Below are 16996 nucleotides of genomic sequence, written 5' to 3' on the forward strand. Positions count from 1 at the left end.
AGAGGAAACTCTCTTTTATCATATGAGGGGGTTATAATATGAAAGAGTTTAAAAAAGCTGGAGATAAAGTCACTATAGAAGATGTCTATGAATCATGTAGACGCTATATTACCAATGAAGATGATATGAAGCTTATTAAAAAAGCTTATGATTATATCATGGTTAAACACGAAGGACAAAAACGTAAAAGTGGAGAACCTTATACAATTCATTTGATTTGGGTTGCTTATATTTTATCAACATTACAAACAGGACCACTTACCATTACAGCGGGTCTTTTACACGATGTCATGGAAGATTGTGATGTATCACGTGAAGAAATGGTGAAAGAATTTGGAGAAGAAGTAACGACCCTTGTTGAAGGTGTTACGAAGATTTCTAAAATGCCATTTAAAGATGAAGCAGATGTATATGCTGAAAATCATCGTAAAATCTATATTGCGATGGCTAAAGATATACGTGTTATCTTGATCAAATTTGCCGATCGTTTACACAATATGCGTACATTACAATTCATGCCCCCAGAAAAACAAAAACGTATTTCTCGAGAAACTTTAGAAGTCTATACACCGATTGCTCATCGTTTAGGGTTGAGCGATATTAAAACAGAATTGGAAGATCTTTCTTTATCTTATTTAGATCCAATTGCTTATCATGATATTGCGAGACTTCTTCAAACAAAACAAGATGAGCGAAAAGAATCTGTGGCGAAGATGATGGAAGAAGTTGAAAACTTATTAAAGGAAAATCATTATCAATATCGTATTTTAGGTCGTGCGAAATCTATCTATAGTATTTATAAGAAGATGTTTAAAAAACATAAACGTTTTGATGAACTTTATGATCTTTATGCACTCCGTATTATTTTACAAAATAAACTTGATTGTTATAGTGTTTTAGGATTGATTCATGATCATTATCGTCCAATTCCAGGACGTTTTAAAGATTATATTGCTATGCCTAAACCAAATATGTATCAATCACTTCATACTTCTGTTATTGGTGAAGATGGTAATACTTTTGAAATCCAAATTCGTACTGAAGAAATGGATGAGCTTGCTGAACTTGGGGTTGCTGCTCATTGGCGTTATAAAGAAGGCAAAGGTTATTCTGCCAAAGCGGAACAAAAAGAAATTGGAGAAAAACTTCAATGGTTACGAGAATTTATTTCTTTGTCAGATGATATCAAAGATGGCGATGCCAAAGAATATTATGACTCCATTTCTCGTGATATTTTTGAAGCCAATGTTTATGTTTTAACGCCACAAGGAAAAATTGTTGAACTTCCTAACGGTTCAACACCAGTTGATTTTGCTTATCGTATTCATACAGAAGTAGGACATCATACAGTTGGTGCGATTGTCAATAATGTCATGGTGCCTATCGATACAAAATTAAATACAGGGGATGTTTGTGAAATCAAAACCAACAAACAATCCGCTGGACCAAGTGAAGATTGGTTGAAATTTGTAAGAACCGCAGGAGCTCGTAATAAAATTCGTACTTTCCTCGCTAAAAAAGAAGCTGAAACTAAGAAAGATACGATTGAAGATGGTAAGAAAATCTTAAAAGATGAAATCAAAAAACGTGGACTTGATGAAAAGAAATTCTTGGATCCAGAAACTTACAAAACATATTTAGGTGCTTTTGGAGCAAGAAGTTTAGATGATATTTTCTATTTTATTGGAAAGAAAAATCTTTCAGTAGCGACACTTTTAGAAAAAGTAAATCCAAAGAAAACAGGTTTCTTTGATAACTTATCTAAAATCTTACAAAGAAATAATGAACAAAAAGAAAAATTAGAAAAAACGACATCTAATAATGGAGTTGTTGTTAAAGGTGTTTCAGGATTAAAAATACAATTATCTAAATGTTGTAATCCAATTCCAGGAGATCAAATTACTGGTTATGTTTCACAAGGACAAGGAATCAAAGTTCATCGTGTGGATTGTCCAAATATTAAACAAAAAGAAATTCAAAGCCGTTTAATTGATGTTTATTGGGATTTTGCATCACTTTCTAATTTGAAATTTGATGCTGATTTACAAATTGATGGCTTAGATCGTACAAATTTATTAAATGATATTATTACGGTTTTAGGACAAATGAAAATCAATATTTTAAATATTCATGCGGATGCATCAGATGATGGTAGAGCTTTAATTAAATTAAAGATTGGTGTTGATGATGCTGAACATTTAAATCGTGCAATTGCTAATCTTGAACGTATTCAAGGAATTTATGATATAAAAAGAGTGATACATTAGAATTATAGCTTTAAGCTATAATTCTTTTTTTGAGAAAAACTATGAAAGAAGAAAAAGTAATTATTCATTTTGAAGATGAAACAACAAAAACAAAACAAACAAGTTGTTGATGATTTTAAACAAGAGATAAAAAAAGAAACAAAGAGTACATTTCCTAAAGGAAATGGTAGGAAATTTAAAAAATATTTCTTTTAGTTTATATTATAATCATATTATTGATGACAGTCTTACTTTGTGGAGTTATAAGTGGGTTATTTGCTTTCTTTATTTTAGGATTCCTTATTTTTGTAGGAATCCTTTATTATTTATTTAGACATAAAAAATCTATCGCATGGATAGATTTTTTTTATAATAAATGAATATTATTTTTTTCACATTCATCAATCATTTCTTGAGGCCAAATACTTGCTTGTACTTCACCAATATGAGCACGATTTAAAAGTAACATACAAAGTCTTGATTGGCCAATACCACCACCGATAGTGTAAGGTAATTCTTTATTCACGATGGCTTGATGATATGGAAGATTTAAACGATCTTCACAGTTTTCTTTCTTTAATTGTTCAACTAAAGAATTTTCATCCACACGGATACCCATTGATGAGATTTCTAAGGCACATTGTAATGGTTCGTACCAGAATAACAAGTCACCATTGAGTTTCCAATCATCATAGTCTGGTGCACGTCCATCATGCTTTTGTCCACTTTGTAAAACATTACCGATTTGCATAACAAAGACACACCCGAATTCTTTGCAAATTTTATTTTCTCTTTCTTTAGCTGCTAAATCAGGATATTGATTTTCTAATTCTTGTGCAGTAATGAAATGGACACGATCTGGTAAACGATTAACAACATGAGGGTATTTATACCAAACTTCATGTTCCATATGTTTAATGACTTTAAAAATCTTTTTAACATGATTTTTTAATGTTGTAATATTGCGATCTTCTTTTTCGATGACACGTTCCCAATCCCATTGATCAACATAGTAAGAATGTAGGTTATCAACTTCTTCATCTTTTCTAATAGCGTTCATATTTGTATAAAGTCCTTCACGAACACCAAAACCATATTTTTTAAGTGCCATTCTTTTCCATTTAGCAAGAGAATGAACGACTTCAATATCATCGTTTTCAAAACAACTGATTTGGAAAGAAACAGGTTTTTCAACACCATTTAAGTTATCATTTAAACCACTGCTTTTTTGGACAAAAAGAGGTGCTGAAATTCTTTCTAACATTAAAGCTCTTCCAAATTCTTTTTGAAATGTATCCCTTATGTATTTAATTGCTTCTTGTGTTTGCCTTAAAGATAACACAGGATCATATTTTTCTGGAATAATGAGATTCATTTTAATTTTTTCCCCCTTAATAATATGTTCTATTTTATCATTTATCTAGATATATGAAAGATAATAATAAAAAATTATAATAGCTATAAAAGTGTTTCAAATGTATTCACTTGTTGTCAATTGCCTTTCTTTTCTGTATAATAAGAAAAAATGAAAAGTAGGTGTAAACATGAGAAATTTAGAACATGTCAAACATGTTATTATAAAGATTGGTTCGACTTCTTTGTGTAATGAAGATGGACAACTAGATAAAGAAAGAATTTTAAAACTCATCCAACAAATAGCTATTTTAAAACGTAAGGGGTTAAAAGTAACACTTGTTTCATCAGGAGCGATTTCTTCAGGAATGGGTGTTTTAAATTTAAGTGAAAAACCTAAAGAAATTTCTAAAAAACAAGCACTTGCGGCTATTGGACAAGCTCATTTGATGCAAATTTATGAAGATTTATTTTCATTGTTTCATTTAAAATGTGCACAGATTTTATTAAATCATGATGATTTTGATCATCGTAAACGTTTGATGAATTTAAGCTATGCTTTATCTTCTATTTTAGATTATGATGTGATTCCTATTATTAATGAAAATGATACATTAGCGGTAGATGAAATCAAAGTAGGAGATAATGATACATTATCTGCCTTACTATTACCTATTGTGGATGCACAATTACTTGTTTTAGTTTCAGATATTGATGGACTTTATAATGATAATCCTCATACCAATTCCAATGCAAAATTATTAAGTGATATTGAACTTGTGGATGATAAAATTATGAACTATGCGAAAGATTCAAGTAGTCAATTTGGTACAGGTGGGATGGTGACAAAATTACGTGCTGCAAAAATCGTTAATGATTATGGAGGAGATATGGCCATCGTTAATGGCAATAATGAAACAGCTCTTATTGATTTATTAGAAGGAAAACAAATTGGAACATATTTTAGTGGAAAAGCGGGGCGTACTTTAAGTGCTAGAGATCATTGGATCATGTATCGTAGTTCTCCTAAGGGAAAAGTCATTGTTGATGATGGTGCATGTGAGGCTTTAAAAACACATACAAGTTTACTACCTAAAGGAATCAAAGAAGTTGAAGGTTCATTTATGCAAGGTAGTGTCATTGATGTTCTTTCTTTTAAAGGACAACTCATTGCTAGAGGTATTACGAATTATTCAAGTGATGAGTTAAAATTGATTAAAGATCATCATAGTAATGAAATAGAAAGTATTTTACATTATAAAGATTATGATGAAGTGATTCATGCAGATAATCTAGTCATTAATAAGGGGTGAAATTATGATTAAGGAACAACTTAAAGAAGCTAAAAAAGCATGTCGTTTTATGCAAAATGTTAAACCGAAAGTAAAAAATAAAGCTTTAAAAAATATTTCTGAGGCATTAATTCAAAAAAGTGAATTGATCATTCAAGAAAATCAAAAAGATATTGCAGAAGCTAAAAATAATGGTATTAAAGAATCGATGGTTGATCGTTTATTATTAAATAAAGAACGTATTGAAGCGATGGCAAAAGATATTTTAAAAGTAATTGATTTACAAGATCCTATTGGAACTCTTGTAAGAGAAATTAAAAGACCCAATGGTTTAGTGATTCAACAAATCAGAATTCCTTTAGGAGTGATTGGGGTAATTTATGAATCAAGACCTAATGTAACAGTAGATATTGCCAGTTTATGTATTAAAACAAACAATGTTTGTGTTTTAAAAGGTGGTAAAGAAGCCATTCATTCAAATCGCATCTTAGTTCAAATTATAAATGAGGCTATTCAAGATGTTTTACCAACACATACGGTTACTCTTATTGAAACAAAAAAGCGTGAAGAAACTTTAGATTTAATTCAAGCCCATGATTATGTAGATGTCATTATTCCTCGTGGAAGTGCAGGGCTTATTCAATATGTTGTTAAAAATGCAACTGTTCCAGTAATTGAAACAGGAGCAGGAATTTGTCATCTTTATGTTGATCAAGATGCTAGTCTTGATATGGCTTTAGAAATTGCAAAAAATGCAAAGATCCAAAGACCATCTGTATGTAATGCAATTGAAACGATTCTTGTTCATCAAAAAGTAGCTCAAGAATTTTTACCAAAACTTCAAGAAATATTTAAAAATGTACAAATCTATGGTGATGAAAAAACAAGAAAAATCATTGATTGTTTAGAAGCTACTGAAAAAAGTTATGCTACAGAATATGATGATTATATTTGTAATATAAAAGTTGTAGATGATATTGAAGAAGCGATTGAACATATTTATAACTATTCAACAAAACATTCAGAATCGATTATTACCGGAAATAAAGAAACAGCAAAATATTTTATGGATTCTTTAGATTCAGCTTGTGTTTATCATAATGCTTCTACACGTTTTAGTGATGGGGGAGAGTTTGGTTTTGGGGCAGAAGTTGGTATTTCAACGCAAAAGCTTCATGCTAGAGGCCCACTTGGTTTACAGGAAATTACTTCTACAAAATATATGATTTATGGAAATGGACAAGTAAGGAGTTAAGACTCCTTTTTTTTATAAAAAAATAATTAGCGTACTAAATATATTGACATTGATTAGTGCGCTAACTATAATGTTTAGTATACTAACTAATAGGAGGTGTCTTATGGATCTATTGGAATTTGAGGATATTAAAGAAATCTTTTTACAATTTAAATCTCTCCATAAAAATATTCAAGAACTTACTAGTAAAAAAAGCAATAGGGAAGGATTATCTGCTGATCAGTGTTATTTGTTAGGTCTTATTGATCATTTTGGTCATCCTAATCAAAAAATTCTTGCAGAACGTTTAAAAATTACACCAGCTACTTTATCAGTAAGATTACAACGTTTAGAAAAAGCAGGTTTTATTGAAAAAGTTGTAAGTAGACATGATAAAAGAAATGTCTCATTACATATTACGGAAAAGGGAAAAGAAGAAATTAAAAGTTGTAAAGATGATATGAAAATGTTTACAACACGCTTATTTGGAGGAATAAATAAAGAAGATTTAGATAGAATGAAAACGTATTGTCAAATCTTTGAAAAGAATATTCGTTTAATGAAGGAGGAGTTAGATGTTCAAGATTAAAGGATATTTAAAGAAATTCTGGTACTTGATTTTAGCTTGTATTTGTTTGTTGTTTGTACAAGCGCAAACAGAATTAACTTTACCAGATTATATGAGTGATATTATTTCAGTAGGAATTCAAGCGGGAGGATTTGCTTCACCTGTTTCAGATGTTTTAACGGAAGAAACTTATCAACATTTATTATTGTTTGTTGATCAAAAAGATCAAAAAACAGTAAAAAAAGATTATAAAAAAATTAGTAAAGTCAATCAAGATATCATTGATACATTTCCTAAGGCTAAAGGCAAAACAGTATATCAATTGAAAGATTTATCAAGTGATGAAGAAAGTAAGTTAGAAAGTATTTTAATGAAACCGATGTTAATTATTACTTCGCTTGATAGTATGGATACTTCTAGTAAAGAGTATCAAGAAAAATTTGGACAATTACCTCAAAATATGACGATTTATGACGCTATTTCTTTTATGGATGAAAGTCAAAAAGCAAAGATGTTTGAAGACATTGATAAAAAGATGGATACCATGGGAGAAAGTACTTTAAAAATTGCAGCCGGTAATGGTGTTAAAGCTGAATATAAAAAATTAGGTGCTGACATTGACAAAGTACAAACCGATTATATTTTTAAAACAGGTTTAAAGATGTTAGGAATTGCTTTACTTGGAACAGTGGCTGCCATTTCTGTAGCTTTCTTTGCGACAAAAGTTGGTGCTGGTGTAGCGCGAGCTTTAAGAAAAGATGTTTTTGAAAAAGTAGAAAGCTTTTCTAATGAAGAATTTAATCATTTTTCAACAGCGTCACTTATTACACGTACAACAAATGATATTACTCAAGTACAAATGGTGACAATGATGCTTTTACGTATTGTATGTTTTGCACCAATTATTGGTATTGGGGCTTTAATTAAAGTTTTAAAAGAATCACCATCAATGACATGGATAATTGCAGTTGTTATTCTTGTTATTTTTGGTGTGATGGCGGTTGCGTTTGCTGTAGTTATGCCAAAATTCAAAATTATTCAAAATTTAATTGACCGTTTAAATCTCACAATGCGTGAAAATTTATCAGGAATGCTTGTTATTCGTGCTTTTGGTAACGAAAAACATAGTGAAGATCGTTTTGATAAAGCCAACAAAGATGTTACAAATTTAAACTTATTTGTTAATAGATCAATGGCTTCTATTATGCCAATTATGATGTTTATCTTTAATGTCGTTACTTTAGTCATTGTCTATTATGGTTCTAAACAAATCGATTTAGGTAATTTAGCAATTGGACAAATGATGGCCTTTATGCAATATGCAATGCAAATTATTATGGCCTTTTTAATGATTGCAATGATTGCTATTATGTTACCTCGAGCTAGTGTTGCTGCTAATCGTGTTTATGAAATTATTGAAACTAAGCCAACAATTCAAGATCCAACAAATCCAGTTGCTTTAGATGAAAGTAAAAAAGGACTTGTTGAATTTAATCATGTTTCATTTGCTTATCCAGGGGCGAGTGAACCGGTTTTAAAAGATATTGATTTTGTTGCTAAACCAGGACAAACAACAGCTTTTATTGGCTCTACTGGTTCAGGAAAATCAACACTTATTAATTTAGTACCTCGTTTTTATGAAGTCAGTGAAGGAAATATTAAGGTTGCAGGGGTTGATGTTCGTGATATGACACAACATGAATTACGTGATCGTATTGGACTTGTTCCTCAAAAAGGAAACTTATTTTCTGGAACAATTCGTTCTAATTTAAAATATGGTGCACCAGAGGCAACAGATGAAGAATTAGAAGAAGTGATTCGAATTGCTCAAGCAAAAGAATTTATTGATCAAAAAGAAGAACGTTTTGATATGGAAATTTCACAAGGTGGAACAAACGTTTCTGGTGGTCAAAAACAAAGACTTGCGATTGCTCGTGCTATTGCGAAAAATCCAGATATTTATATTTTTGATGATAGTTTTTCAGCACTTGATTTCAAAACAGATGCTAAACTTCGTCAAGAATTAAATCAACTTGTTAAAAAGACAAAAAGTACAGTTTTATTAGTAGGACAACGTATTGCTTCTATTATGGATGCAGACCAAATCATTGTCCTTGATGAAGGAAGAATTGTTGGTAAAGGGACACATGAGGAATTAATGAAATCATGTCAGGTTTATCAAGAAATTGCCTATTCTCAATTATCTAAGGAGGAACTAAGTCATGAGTAATGAAAGAAGAAGACAAGGGCCTCGTGGACCAATGGGTCATGGAATGAGAGGTAATGGTGAAAAAGCCAAGAATTTTAAAGGAACATTAAAGAAATTATTTGTTTATTTAAAACCTTATTATTTTAAATTAGCGGTTGTTATTATTTTTGCAGCTGGTTCAACAGTATTTACGATTGTAGGACCAAAGATCCTAGCAAAAGCAACAGATAAATTATCTGAAGGAATTATGGCCAAGGTAAGTAATACAGGAGGAATTGATTTTGATTATATTGGTATGATCTGTTTGATTCTTGTTGGTTTCTATCTTGTCAGTGCACTCTTTAGTTTTATTCAAGGATTTATTACATCTTCGATTTCACAAAAAGTTGCTTATGATTTAAGAAGCTCTTTATCTAAGAAGATGTCAAGAATGCCTTTAAGTTATTTTGATAGACATTCTAGTGGAGATACTTTAAGTAGAGTAACCAATGATATTGATACAATTGCACAATCACTCAATCAAAGTTTATCGCAAGTGATTACATCTTCTGTTACAGTTGTTGGAATCTTTATTATGATGCTTACGATTTCAGTAAAGATGACTTTGATTGCGGTACTTGTTTTACCACTTTCGATGTTACTTATTATGTTTGTTATGAAACATTCACAAAAGTATTTTAGTAGACAACAAAAAAGTTTAGGGGATGTCAATGGTCATATTGAAGAAATGTATGGTGCTCATGATGTTGTCAAAGCATTTAATGGGGAAGAAGATTCTGTTAAAACTTTTAATGAATATAATGATGCGCTTTATGATTCAGCATGGAAATCTCAATTTTTATCAGGTTTAATGCAACCTTTAAGTAACTTTGTAGGAAACTTAGGATATGTAAGTGTTTGTTTATTAGGTGGTTTTTTAGCAGGGGGTAATACGATTACGATTGGTGATATTCAAGCCTTTATCCAATATGTACGCCAATTCAATCAACCAATTGCCCAACTTGCTCAAACAATGAATATGTTACAAAGTACAGCTGCCGCTGCGGAACGTGTTTTTGAATTCTTAGAGGAAGAAGAATTAGAAGTTGAAACCGTTAAAATTGAAACAGATGAAGTTGAAAAATTACATGGTTCAGTTACTTTCAATCAAGTTAATTTTGGTTATTTACCAGAAAAAACAATTATTCATGATTTCAATATGCATGTTCATGCTGGACAAACAGTCGCTATTGTTGGTCCAACAGGAGCAGGAAAAACAACGATTGTTAAATTGTTGATGCGCTTTTATGAATTAAATAAAGGTTCAATTATGATCGATGGTCATGATATTAAAGATTTTTCAAGACATGATTTAAGAAGTTTGTTTGGAATGGTTTTACAAGATACATGGCTTTTTAATGGAACAATTAAGGAAAACTTGATGTATGGTAAATTAGATGCCAGTGATGAAGAAGTAAAAAATGCCTGTGAAATGGCGTATGTAGATCATTTTGTCAATACCTTAGAAGATGGTTATGATACGGTTCTTGATGAAGAAACATCAAATATTTCACAAGGACAAAAACAATTATTGACGATTGCTAGAGCGTTTCTAAAAGATCCTAAAATTCTTATTTTAGATGAAGCAACTTCTTCAGTTGATACACGTACAGAAGTGCTTATTCAAAAAGGTATGGAAAAATTAATGGAAGGACGTACAAGCTTTGTTATTGCACACCGTCTATCAACGATTCGTGATGCTAATACAATCATTGTCATGAAAGATGGCGATATTGTAGAAATTGGTAATCATGATGAATTGTTAGAAAAAGGTGGATTCTATGCCTCACTTTATCAATCACAATTTGAAGGTAGCGAAATTTAGAAGCAAAGAAATTTGCTTCTTTTTCTTTTCAAAACATGTTTATATATGGTATAGTACAAGCCGAGGGGATGATGTTATGGTGAAAAGAAAACCACAATATGTCAAAATTAAAGAATATATTATTCAAAATATTGAAGATGAAAAATATAATGAAAATGAACAAATTGAAAGTGAACATGCTTTATGTGAACTTTTTGGTGTTACCCGAATGACAGTGCGCCAAGCTTTAACGGAATTGATTAATGAAAATGTGATTTATTCTGTACCTAAAGTAGGTTCCTTTGTTTGTAAGAAATCGAGATTTAAAAGTTTTGATGGACTAAACAGTGTTACAGAAGACTGTGCTAAGAAAAAAGAAGATTGTACAAGTCATGTCGTTTTAAATGAACTTGAAGAAGCTACAGATTTAATGAGAAAAGAAATGGCTTTAGAAGATAATAAAGTATGGCACGTTAAACGTGTAAGACTTGTAAACGGAGAGCCTTTATGTTTTGAAGATGATTACTGTAATTATGATTTAACAGGAGATATTCCTTTAGAAGTATCCAGTACATCTTTATTTAATCATTTTGAAAATGATCTCAATTTACATATTGCTTTTTCCGATCAACAAATTGATGCGGTTTTAGCGGGTGAAGAACTAGGAAAATATTTACAAGTTGATCCGGTGACACCTTTGCTTAGAGTTTTATCGATTACATGCTTACATAATGGTAAATGTATTGAATATGGGTATACTTATTATCGTGTAGACAAGTATACTTTTAACCAAGTTGCATATCGTAGAAAATAAAAGGATGTTGTCAAATCCGTTTGGTTTGTTATAATGAGAATGTTAAAAAGGAGATTTTAGATGAATTATTTATATATTGCATTAATATCAATGGTACCTTTAATTGAACTTAGAGGAGCAATTCCTGTTTCTCAAGGATTAGGATTACCAATTATTCCATCTTATATTGTTTGTATTCTTGCTAATATGGTACCTGTACCTTTTATTTACTTATTTGCTAGAAAGGTTTTAGTATGGGGTTGCGATAAACCAGTTATTGGTAAATTTTTCACTTGGTGTTTAGACAAAGGTGAAAGAGGTGGAAAAAAACTTCAAGAAAAAGTAGGAAGAAGTACTTTTGTTGCTTTATTATTATTTGTAGGAATTCCACTTCCAGGGACAGGTGCATGGACAGGAACACTTGCAGCTAGTATTTTAGATATGGATTTTAAATCAACAACGATTGCTGTTATGCTAGGAGTTTTACTTGCTGGTGTAATTATGATGGTGGTTAGTTTTTTAGGATTTTCATTAATTTAGAAGTGTTTTACGCTTCTTTTTTTGTAAAGGAGGACGGTTATGAATGTAGAAATTATTAACGTTGGAACAGAGTTATTACTTGGAGAAATTGTCAATACAAATGCAACTTATTTACAAAAAATGTGTAAAGAATTAGGGTTTAATGTTTTCTTTCAAACGGTAGTAGGAGATAATTCACAAAGATTTTTAGATTGTTTAAATATTGCTTTTAATAGAGGATGTGATTGTGTTATTACTACAGGTGGGCTAGGACCAACTGAAGATGATCTTACAAAAGAATTATCTGCAAAATATTTAGGATTAGAAATGATTTTTAATGAAGCAGAAGCCAAAAAAGTGAATGATAAATGTTGCTTTGTATCACAACTAGATCAAGTTACGGATAATAACTTTAAACAAGCTTATTTTCCAAAAGATTGTTATGTTTTAGATAATCCTATTGGAACAGCCAATGGTTGTGTGATGTCTAAAGATAAAAAAATGATTGTTAATCTTCCTGGACCACCAAAAGAAATGACATATGTTGTTGATCATCAACTTCAACCTTATTTAGAAAAATATCGTCAAGCTAAAATCTATACGTATGATATTTTAACTCAAGGTGTTGGTGAATCGGCAGCAGCTACTTTGATTGATGATATTGTTCAAAGTCAAAAAGATATTTCTATTGCTTTGTATGCTTCTGAAGAGTATGTAAGAATTCGTTTAGGAGTTAAAGCAAAACATCAAGATGAAGCAGATGTTTTAGTGAAAGAAACAAAAGAATTGATTGAAGAAAGATTAAAGGATTATCTTGTTGAAAATCCTAATTTATTTGAAGAAGTGATGAAAAAGATTAATGGTTTTACGATTTTAAATGAATGTGATTTTTCTTTAAGTGATTATTTTATTAATAATGGAGGACCTGTTTTTATTCATTTAACGTTAAAAGAACATGCTCTTGGAGAAATTGTTCATGTGTTATTAAAATACAAAGAAAAAGAAATATCTTTCGATATTCCTTTACTTGTTAAAGCAAGTCTTTCTTTATCTAAACTTGAATCTAAATTGATTTATCAAATTGATCAATTAATTCGATAAATTTTAAAGTAGCTTGTGATAAGCTTCTTCTTTTAAGATAGCCATAACCGATGCTTCTTGAAGGAAGAGGCTTTTTGAGTTTTAACTCATAAACTTTATTTTTATCTAAAAAATCATGAGAAAACTCTTTGACAACACAAGCATTTCCTAAATTAGCATGGGTAAATTCTAATAAAAGATGATGTGCTCCGAGTTCCATTTCGGGTTTTAATAAAATACCATGTTTCGCAAAATATTTATCAATATAATTTCTAGAATTACTTGATTTTTCTAAAAGAATAAGATTCTTTTTTGAGATTTCTTGATAGGTATACAAATGTTCATCTTTTTTTTTGGAAATAAAGATATCATGTATGGTCAAACATTCTTTTAAAACTAAACTTTCATCATCATAGGGAAGATTGATAAAGGCAAGATCAATCGTTCCATTTTTTAAATGTTCAACTGTTTCAATAGAAGTTCCATTGACAACATTGATTTTGATTGTTGGATAAAGATGATGAAATTGTTTTAATAGGTCAATTAAGTAATTTTCACAAATTGAATCACCAGCACCAATATTTAACTGTCCTGAAAGTAATTCATTATAATGAGAAAGTTCATTTTCAACACTGGTAATTAAAGCAAGGGCTTCAGTAATGTTTTTATGAAGGAGCATACCTTCTTTAGTAAGAGTAACACCTTTGTTTAAACGAATGAAGAGTTGAGTGTTGAGTTCTTTTTCTAAAGCATGAATTGTTTGAGAAACAGCGGATTGGGAAATGAATAAATTTTTGGCTGCTTTTGAAAAAGATAGGGTAGAAGCCGCTTCGTTAAATATCTTATATTGTTCTAGTTTTATCATATTAGTACTCCTTATATCAAATATATTATATATTAATTTTACTTATATTAAAATATAGCATATAATAAAAATGTATGAAAAAGCCAATGATAGAAAGGTGGAAATGAATTATGGCTGGTGTAGTTGTTGTAGGAAGTATGTGGGGAGATGAAGGTAAAGGAAAAGTTACCGATTATCTTGCACAAAAAGCAGATGTTGTATGTCGTTATGCTGGAGGTAATAATGCAGGTCATACCATTGTTTATGGTGGTAAGAAATTTGCTTTGAAATTAATACCATCAGGTATTTTCTCTGGGCATGAAGTAATTATGGGAAATGGGATGGTTGTTAATCCTAAAGCATTTTTAGAAGAAGTGAAATATTTAAATGATGGTGGTATTGATACAAGCAAAATCAGAATTTCTGATCGTTGTCATGTGATTTTACCTTATCATCTTGAAATTGATGAATTACAAGAAAAGAGAAAAGGTGATAAAAGTATTGGAACTACAAAAAGAGGTATTGGACCTGCTTATGTAGATAAATATAGTCGTATTGGTATTCGTATGGGAGAATTCGTTGATGAAGAATTATTCTTAGAAAGATTAAAAGAAACTTTCCCAATGAAAGTTGCAGAATATCCTGAATTAAAAGACATGTTTACTGTAGAAGAAATTTTTGAAGAATACAAAGAATACGCTAAAATTATTAAGCCTTTAGTTTGTGATACAGGAATGTTATTAGATCAATATTTACAAGAAGATAAAAAGGTTTTATTTGAAGGGGCTCAAGGAGCAATGTTAGATATTGATTATGGTACTTATCCATTTGTTACATCATCACATCCAGGAGCTAATGGGGTATCTGAAGGGGCTGGTATTGGACCTTTATATATCAAAGAAGCAATTGGAATTATTAAAGCTTATACAACTCGTGTTGGATCAGGACCATTCCCAACTGAATTAAATGATGCTACAGGTGATTTAATTAGAGAAAGAGGACATGAATATGGTACTGTAACTGAACGTCCAAGAAGAACTGGATGGTTTGATGCTGTAGTTGTTAATCAATCAAGAAGAATGTCTTCTTTAACAGGTATTTCATTAATGTTATTAGATGTTATGAGTGGATTTGATACAATTAAAATCTGTAAAGCTTATAAATTAGATGGTAAAGAAATTTATGGTTTACCTGCAACTGTTAAAGATATTGAAAGATGTGAACCTGTTTATGAAGAATTACCAGGATGGAAAGAAGATATTACACATGTAAAATCTTTTGAAGAATTACCTGTAAATTGTCAAAATTATATTCGTAAAATCGAAGAACTTGTTCATTGTCCAGTAAGAATGTTTAGTGTTGGACCAGATAGAGAACAAACAGTTGTTTTAAAAGATATTAAATTTTAATAAAGGAGGTCTTTCATGAAAAGAGAATTAGTCATTGTCATGGATTTCGGAGGGCAATATAATCAATTAGTTGCTCGTCGTGTTCGTGAATGTAATGTTTATTGTGAAATCTATTCTTATAAAACACCTTTAGAAAAAATTAAAGAAATGAATCCTAAAGGAATCATTTTAACAGGTGGACCAAATAGTTGTTATTTAGAAGATTCACCAACTTATTCTAAAGAATTATTTGAATTAGGTATTCCTGTATTAGGTTTATGTTATGGTGCTCAATTAATGCAACATGTTTTAGGTGGAAAAGTTGAAAGAGCAGATGTAAGAGAATATGGTAAATCAATTTTATTAGTTGATCAACCACAATCTAAAATTTTAAAAGGTATTCCTGAAACATCTACAGTTTGGATGTCACATTTTGATTATATTTCAAAAATTGCACCTGGTTTTGAAATTACAACACATACAAAAGATTGTCCAGTAGCATCTTGTGAAAATAAAGAAAAAGATTTATATGCGATTCAATTCCATCCAGAAGTTTTACATAGTGAATATGGTAAAACAATGCTTTCTAACTTTGTTTTAGATGTATGTAACTGTGCTGGTGATTGGCGCATGGATTCTTTCGTTGAAGAACAAATCAAAGCGATCAAAGAAAAAGTTGGTAATGGTAAAGTCTTATGTGCTTTATCAGGTGGTGTTGACTCATCTGTTGCAGCCGTTTTACTTTCTAAAGCCATTGGTAATCAATTAACTTGTGTCTTTGTAGATCATGGTTTACTTCGTAAAAACGAAGGGGATGAAGTAGAAGCTGTATTTGGTCCAAATGGTAATTATGAATTAAATTTCATTAGAGTAAATGCACAAGAAAGATATTATGAAAAGTTAAAAGGTGTTACTGAACCAGAAGCTAAACGTAAAATCATTGGTGAAGAATTTATTCGTGTTTTTGAAGAAGAAGCAAAGAAAATTGGAGCAGTTGATTTCTTAGTACAAGGAACAATTTATCCAGATGTTGTTGAAAGTGGTCTTGGTGGAGAATCTGCGGTTATCAAATCACATCATAATGTTGGTGGATTGCCAGATCATGTTGATTTTAAAGAAATTATTGAACCATTACGTGATTTATTCAAAGATGAAGTACGTAAAGTTGGTTTAGAATTAGGAATTCCTGAATACTTAGTATTTAGACAACCATTCCCAGGACCAGGTCTTGGTATTCGTATCATTGGTGAAGTTAATGCTGAAAAAGTAAAAATCGTGCAAGATGCAGATGCAATCTATAGAGAAGAAATCGCTAATGCAGGATTAGACCGTTCAATCGGTCAATACTTTGCTGCTCTTACAAACATGCGTTCTGTAGGAGTTATGGGTGATGAGAGAACTTATGATTATGCAATCGCCTTACGTGCGGTTAATACTATCGATTTCATGACAGCAGAAGCTGCAGAAATTCCTTATGAAGTATTAAATAAAGTTATGTCACGTATTATAAACGAAGTTCGTGGGGTAAACAGAGTAATGTATGATATTACAAGTAAGCCACCAGGAACAATTGAGTTTGAATAGTTGCTACATCTCTGGAAAGCCTTGAATTATAAGGATTTCCAGA

Annotated in this window: 13 protein-coding genes; 11 read left to right on the forward strand and 2 right to left on the reverse strand. The window is 30.8% G+C overall.

Annotated features, from left to right (window positions below):
* Positions 1-38 precede the first annotated feature (38 nt).
* Positions 39-2267: a RelA/SpoT family protein gene (locus Fi14EGH31_RS06530; RefSeq protein WP_022001753.1), complete on the forward strand. Its 2229-nt coding sequence runs from the start codon at positions 39-41 to the stop codon at positions 2265-2267.
* A gap of 346 nt (positions 2268-2613) precedes the next feature.
* Here the strand turns inward: Fi14EGH31_RS06530 and asnA are convergent, their stop codons facing one another.
* Positions 2614-3621 carry an aspartate--ammonia ligase gene (asnA, locus tag Fi14EGH31_RS06535; protein ID WP_107029331.1) on the reverse strand — a complete coding sequence of 336 codons (1008 nt, stop codon included), beginning with the start codon at positions 3619-3621 and terminating at the stop codon, positions 2614-2616.
* A 169-nt stretch (positions 3622-3790) separates the two neighbouring features.
* Here asnA and proB point away from each other — a divergent pair, with 169 nt between their 5' ends.
* From proB to Fi14EGH31_RS06575, 8 genes are all read left to right on the forward strand, one after another.
* Positions 3791-4912: a glutamate 5-kinase gene (gene proB, locus Fi14EGH31_RS06540; protein ID WP_117480888.1), complete on the forward strand. Its 1122-nt coding sequence runs from the start codon at positions 3791-3793 to the stop codon at positions 4910-4912.
* A 4-nt stretch (positions 4913-4916) separates the two neighbouring features.
* A complete protein-coding gene (locus tag Fi14EGH31_RS06545) occupies positions 4917-6146 on the forward strand; it encodes a glutamate-5-semialdehyde dehydrogenase (RefSeq protein WP_234697836.1) in 1230 nt (409 codons plus the stop codon).
* 103 nt (positions 6147-6249) lie between these two features.
* Positions 6250-6714, forward strand: coding sequence for a MarR family winged helix-turn-helix transcriptional regulator (locus tag Fi14EGH31_RS06550; protein ID WP_158546503.1), 465 nt, complete (start codon positions 6250-6252; stop codon positions 6712-6714).
* Positions 6701-8923 carry an ABC transporter ATP-binding protein gene (locus Fi14EGH31_RS06555; protein ID WP_200765265.1) on the forward strand — a complete coding sequence of 741 codons (2223 nt, stop codon included), beginning with the start codon at positions 6701-6703 and terminating at the stop codon, positions 8921-8923. Before Fi14EGH31_RS06550 ends, Fi14EGH31_RS06555 begins: the two co-directional genes overlap by 14 nt.
* A complete protein-coding gene (locus Fi14EGH31_RS06560) occupies positions 8916-10766 on the forward strand; it encodes an ABC transporter ATP-binding protein (RefSeq protein ID WP_200765266.1) in 1851 nt (616 codons plus the stop codon). Before Fi14EGH31_RS06555 ends, Fi14EGH31_RS06560 begins: the two co-directional genes overlap by 8 nt.
* 76 nt (positions 10767-10842) lie before the next feature.
* Complete coding sequence (locus Fi14EGH31_RS06565) at positions 10843-11559, forward strand: GntR family transcriptional regulator (RefSeq protein WP_200765267.1); 717 nt, start codon at positions 10843-10845, stop codon at positions 11557-11559.
* Between the two features lie 60 nt (positions 11560-11619).
* Positions 11620-12078, forward strand: a complete 459-nt coding sequence (locus Fi14EGH31_RS06570; protein ID WP_022001761.1) for a COG2426 family protein — start codon at positions 11620-11622, stop codon at positions 12076-12078.
* Between the two features lie 39 nt (positions 12079-12117).
* Complete coding sequence (locus Fi14EGH31_RS06575; protein WP_200765268.1) at positions 12118-13158, forward strand: molybdopterin-binding protein; 1041 nt, start codon at positions 12118-12120, stop codon at positions 13156-13158.
* On the opposite strand, the gene Fi14EGH31_RS06580 is transcribed toward Fi14EGH31_RS06575, so the two are convergent.
* The gene (locus tag Fi14EGH31_RS06580) at positions 13121-14002 is read right to left on the reverse strand and encodes a LysR family transcriptional regulator (RefSeq protein WP_107029338.1); all 882 of its coding nucleotides are present in this window, start codon (positions 14000-14002) and stop codon (positions 13121-13123) included. The two genes, Fi14EGH31_RS06575 and Fi14EGH31_RS06580, sit on opposite strands and share 38 nt — an antisense overlap.
* Positions 14003-14112: 110 nt before the next feature.
* On the opposite strand from Fi14EGH31_RS06580, the gene Fi14EGH31_RS06585 reads away from it, so the two are divergent.
* Together Fi14EGH31_RS06585 and guaA are read left to right on the forward strand one after the other, a co-directional pair.
* Complete coding sequence (locus tag Fi14EGH31_RS06585) at positions 14113-15390, forward strand: adenylosuccinate synthase (RefSeq protein WP_117347006.1); 1278 nt, start codon at positions 14113-14115, stop codon at positions 15388-15390.
* A 15-nt stretch (positions 15391-15405) separates the two neighbouring features.
* The gene (gene guaA / locus Fi14EGH31_RS06590) at positions 15406-16953 is read left to right on the forward strand and encodes a glutamine-hydrolyzing GMP synthase (RefSeq protein WP_200765269.1); all 1548 of its coding nucleotides are present in this window, start codon (positions 15406-15408) and stop codon (positions 16951-16953) included.
* Positions 16954-16996: the final 43 nt, after the last annotated feature.

Origin of the sequence: Faecalibacillus intestinalis, from assembly GCF_015097455.1 — a bacterium.
In the GTDB taxonomy this organism is placed as follows: domain Bacteria; phylum Bacillota_I; class Bacilli_A; order Erysipelotrichales; family Coprobacillaceae; genus Faecalibacillus; species Faecalibacillus intestinalis.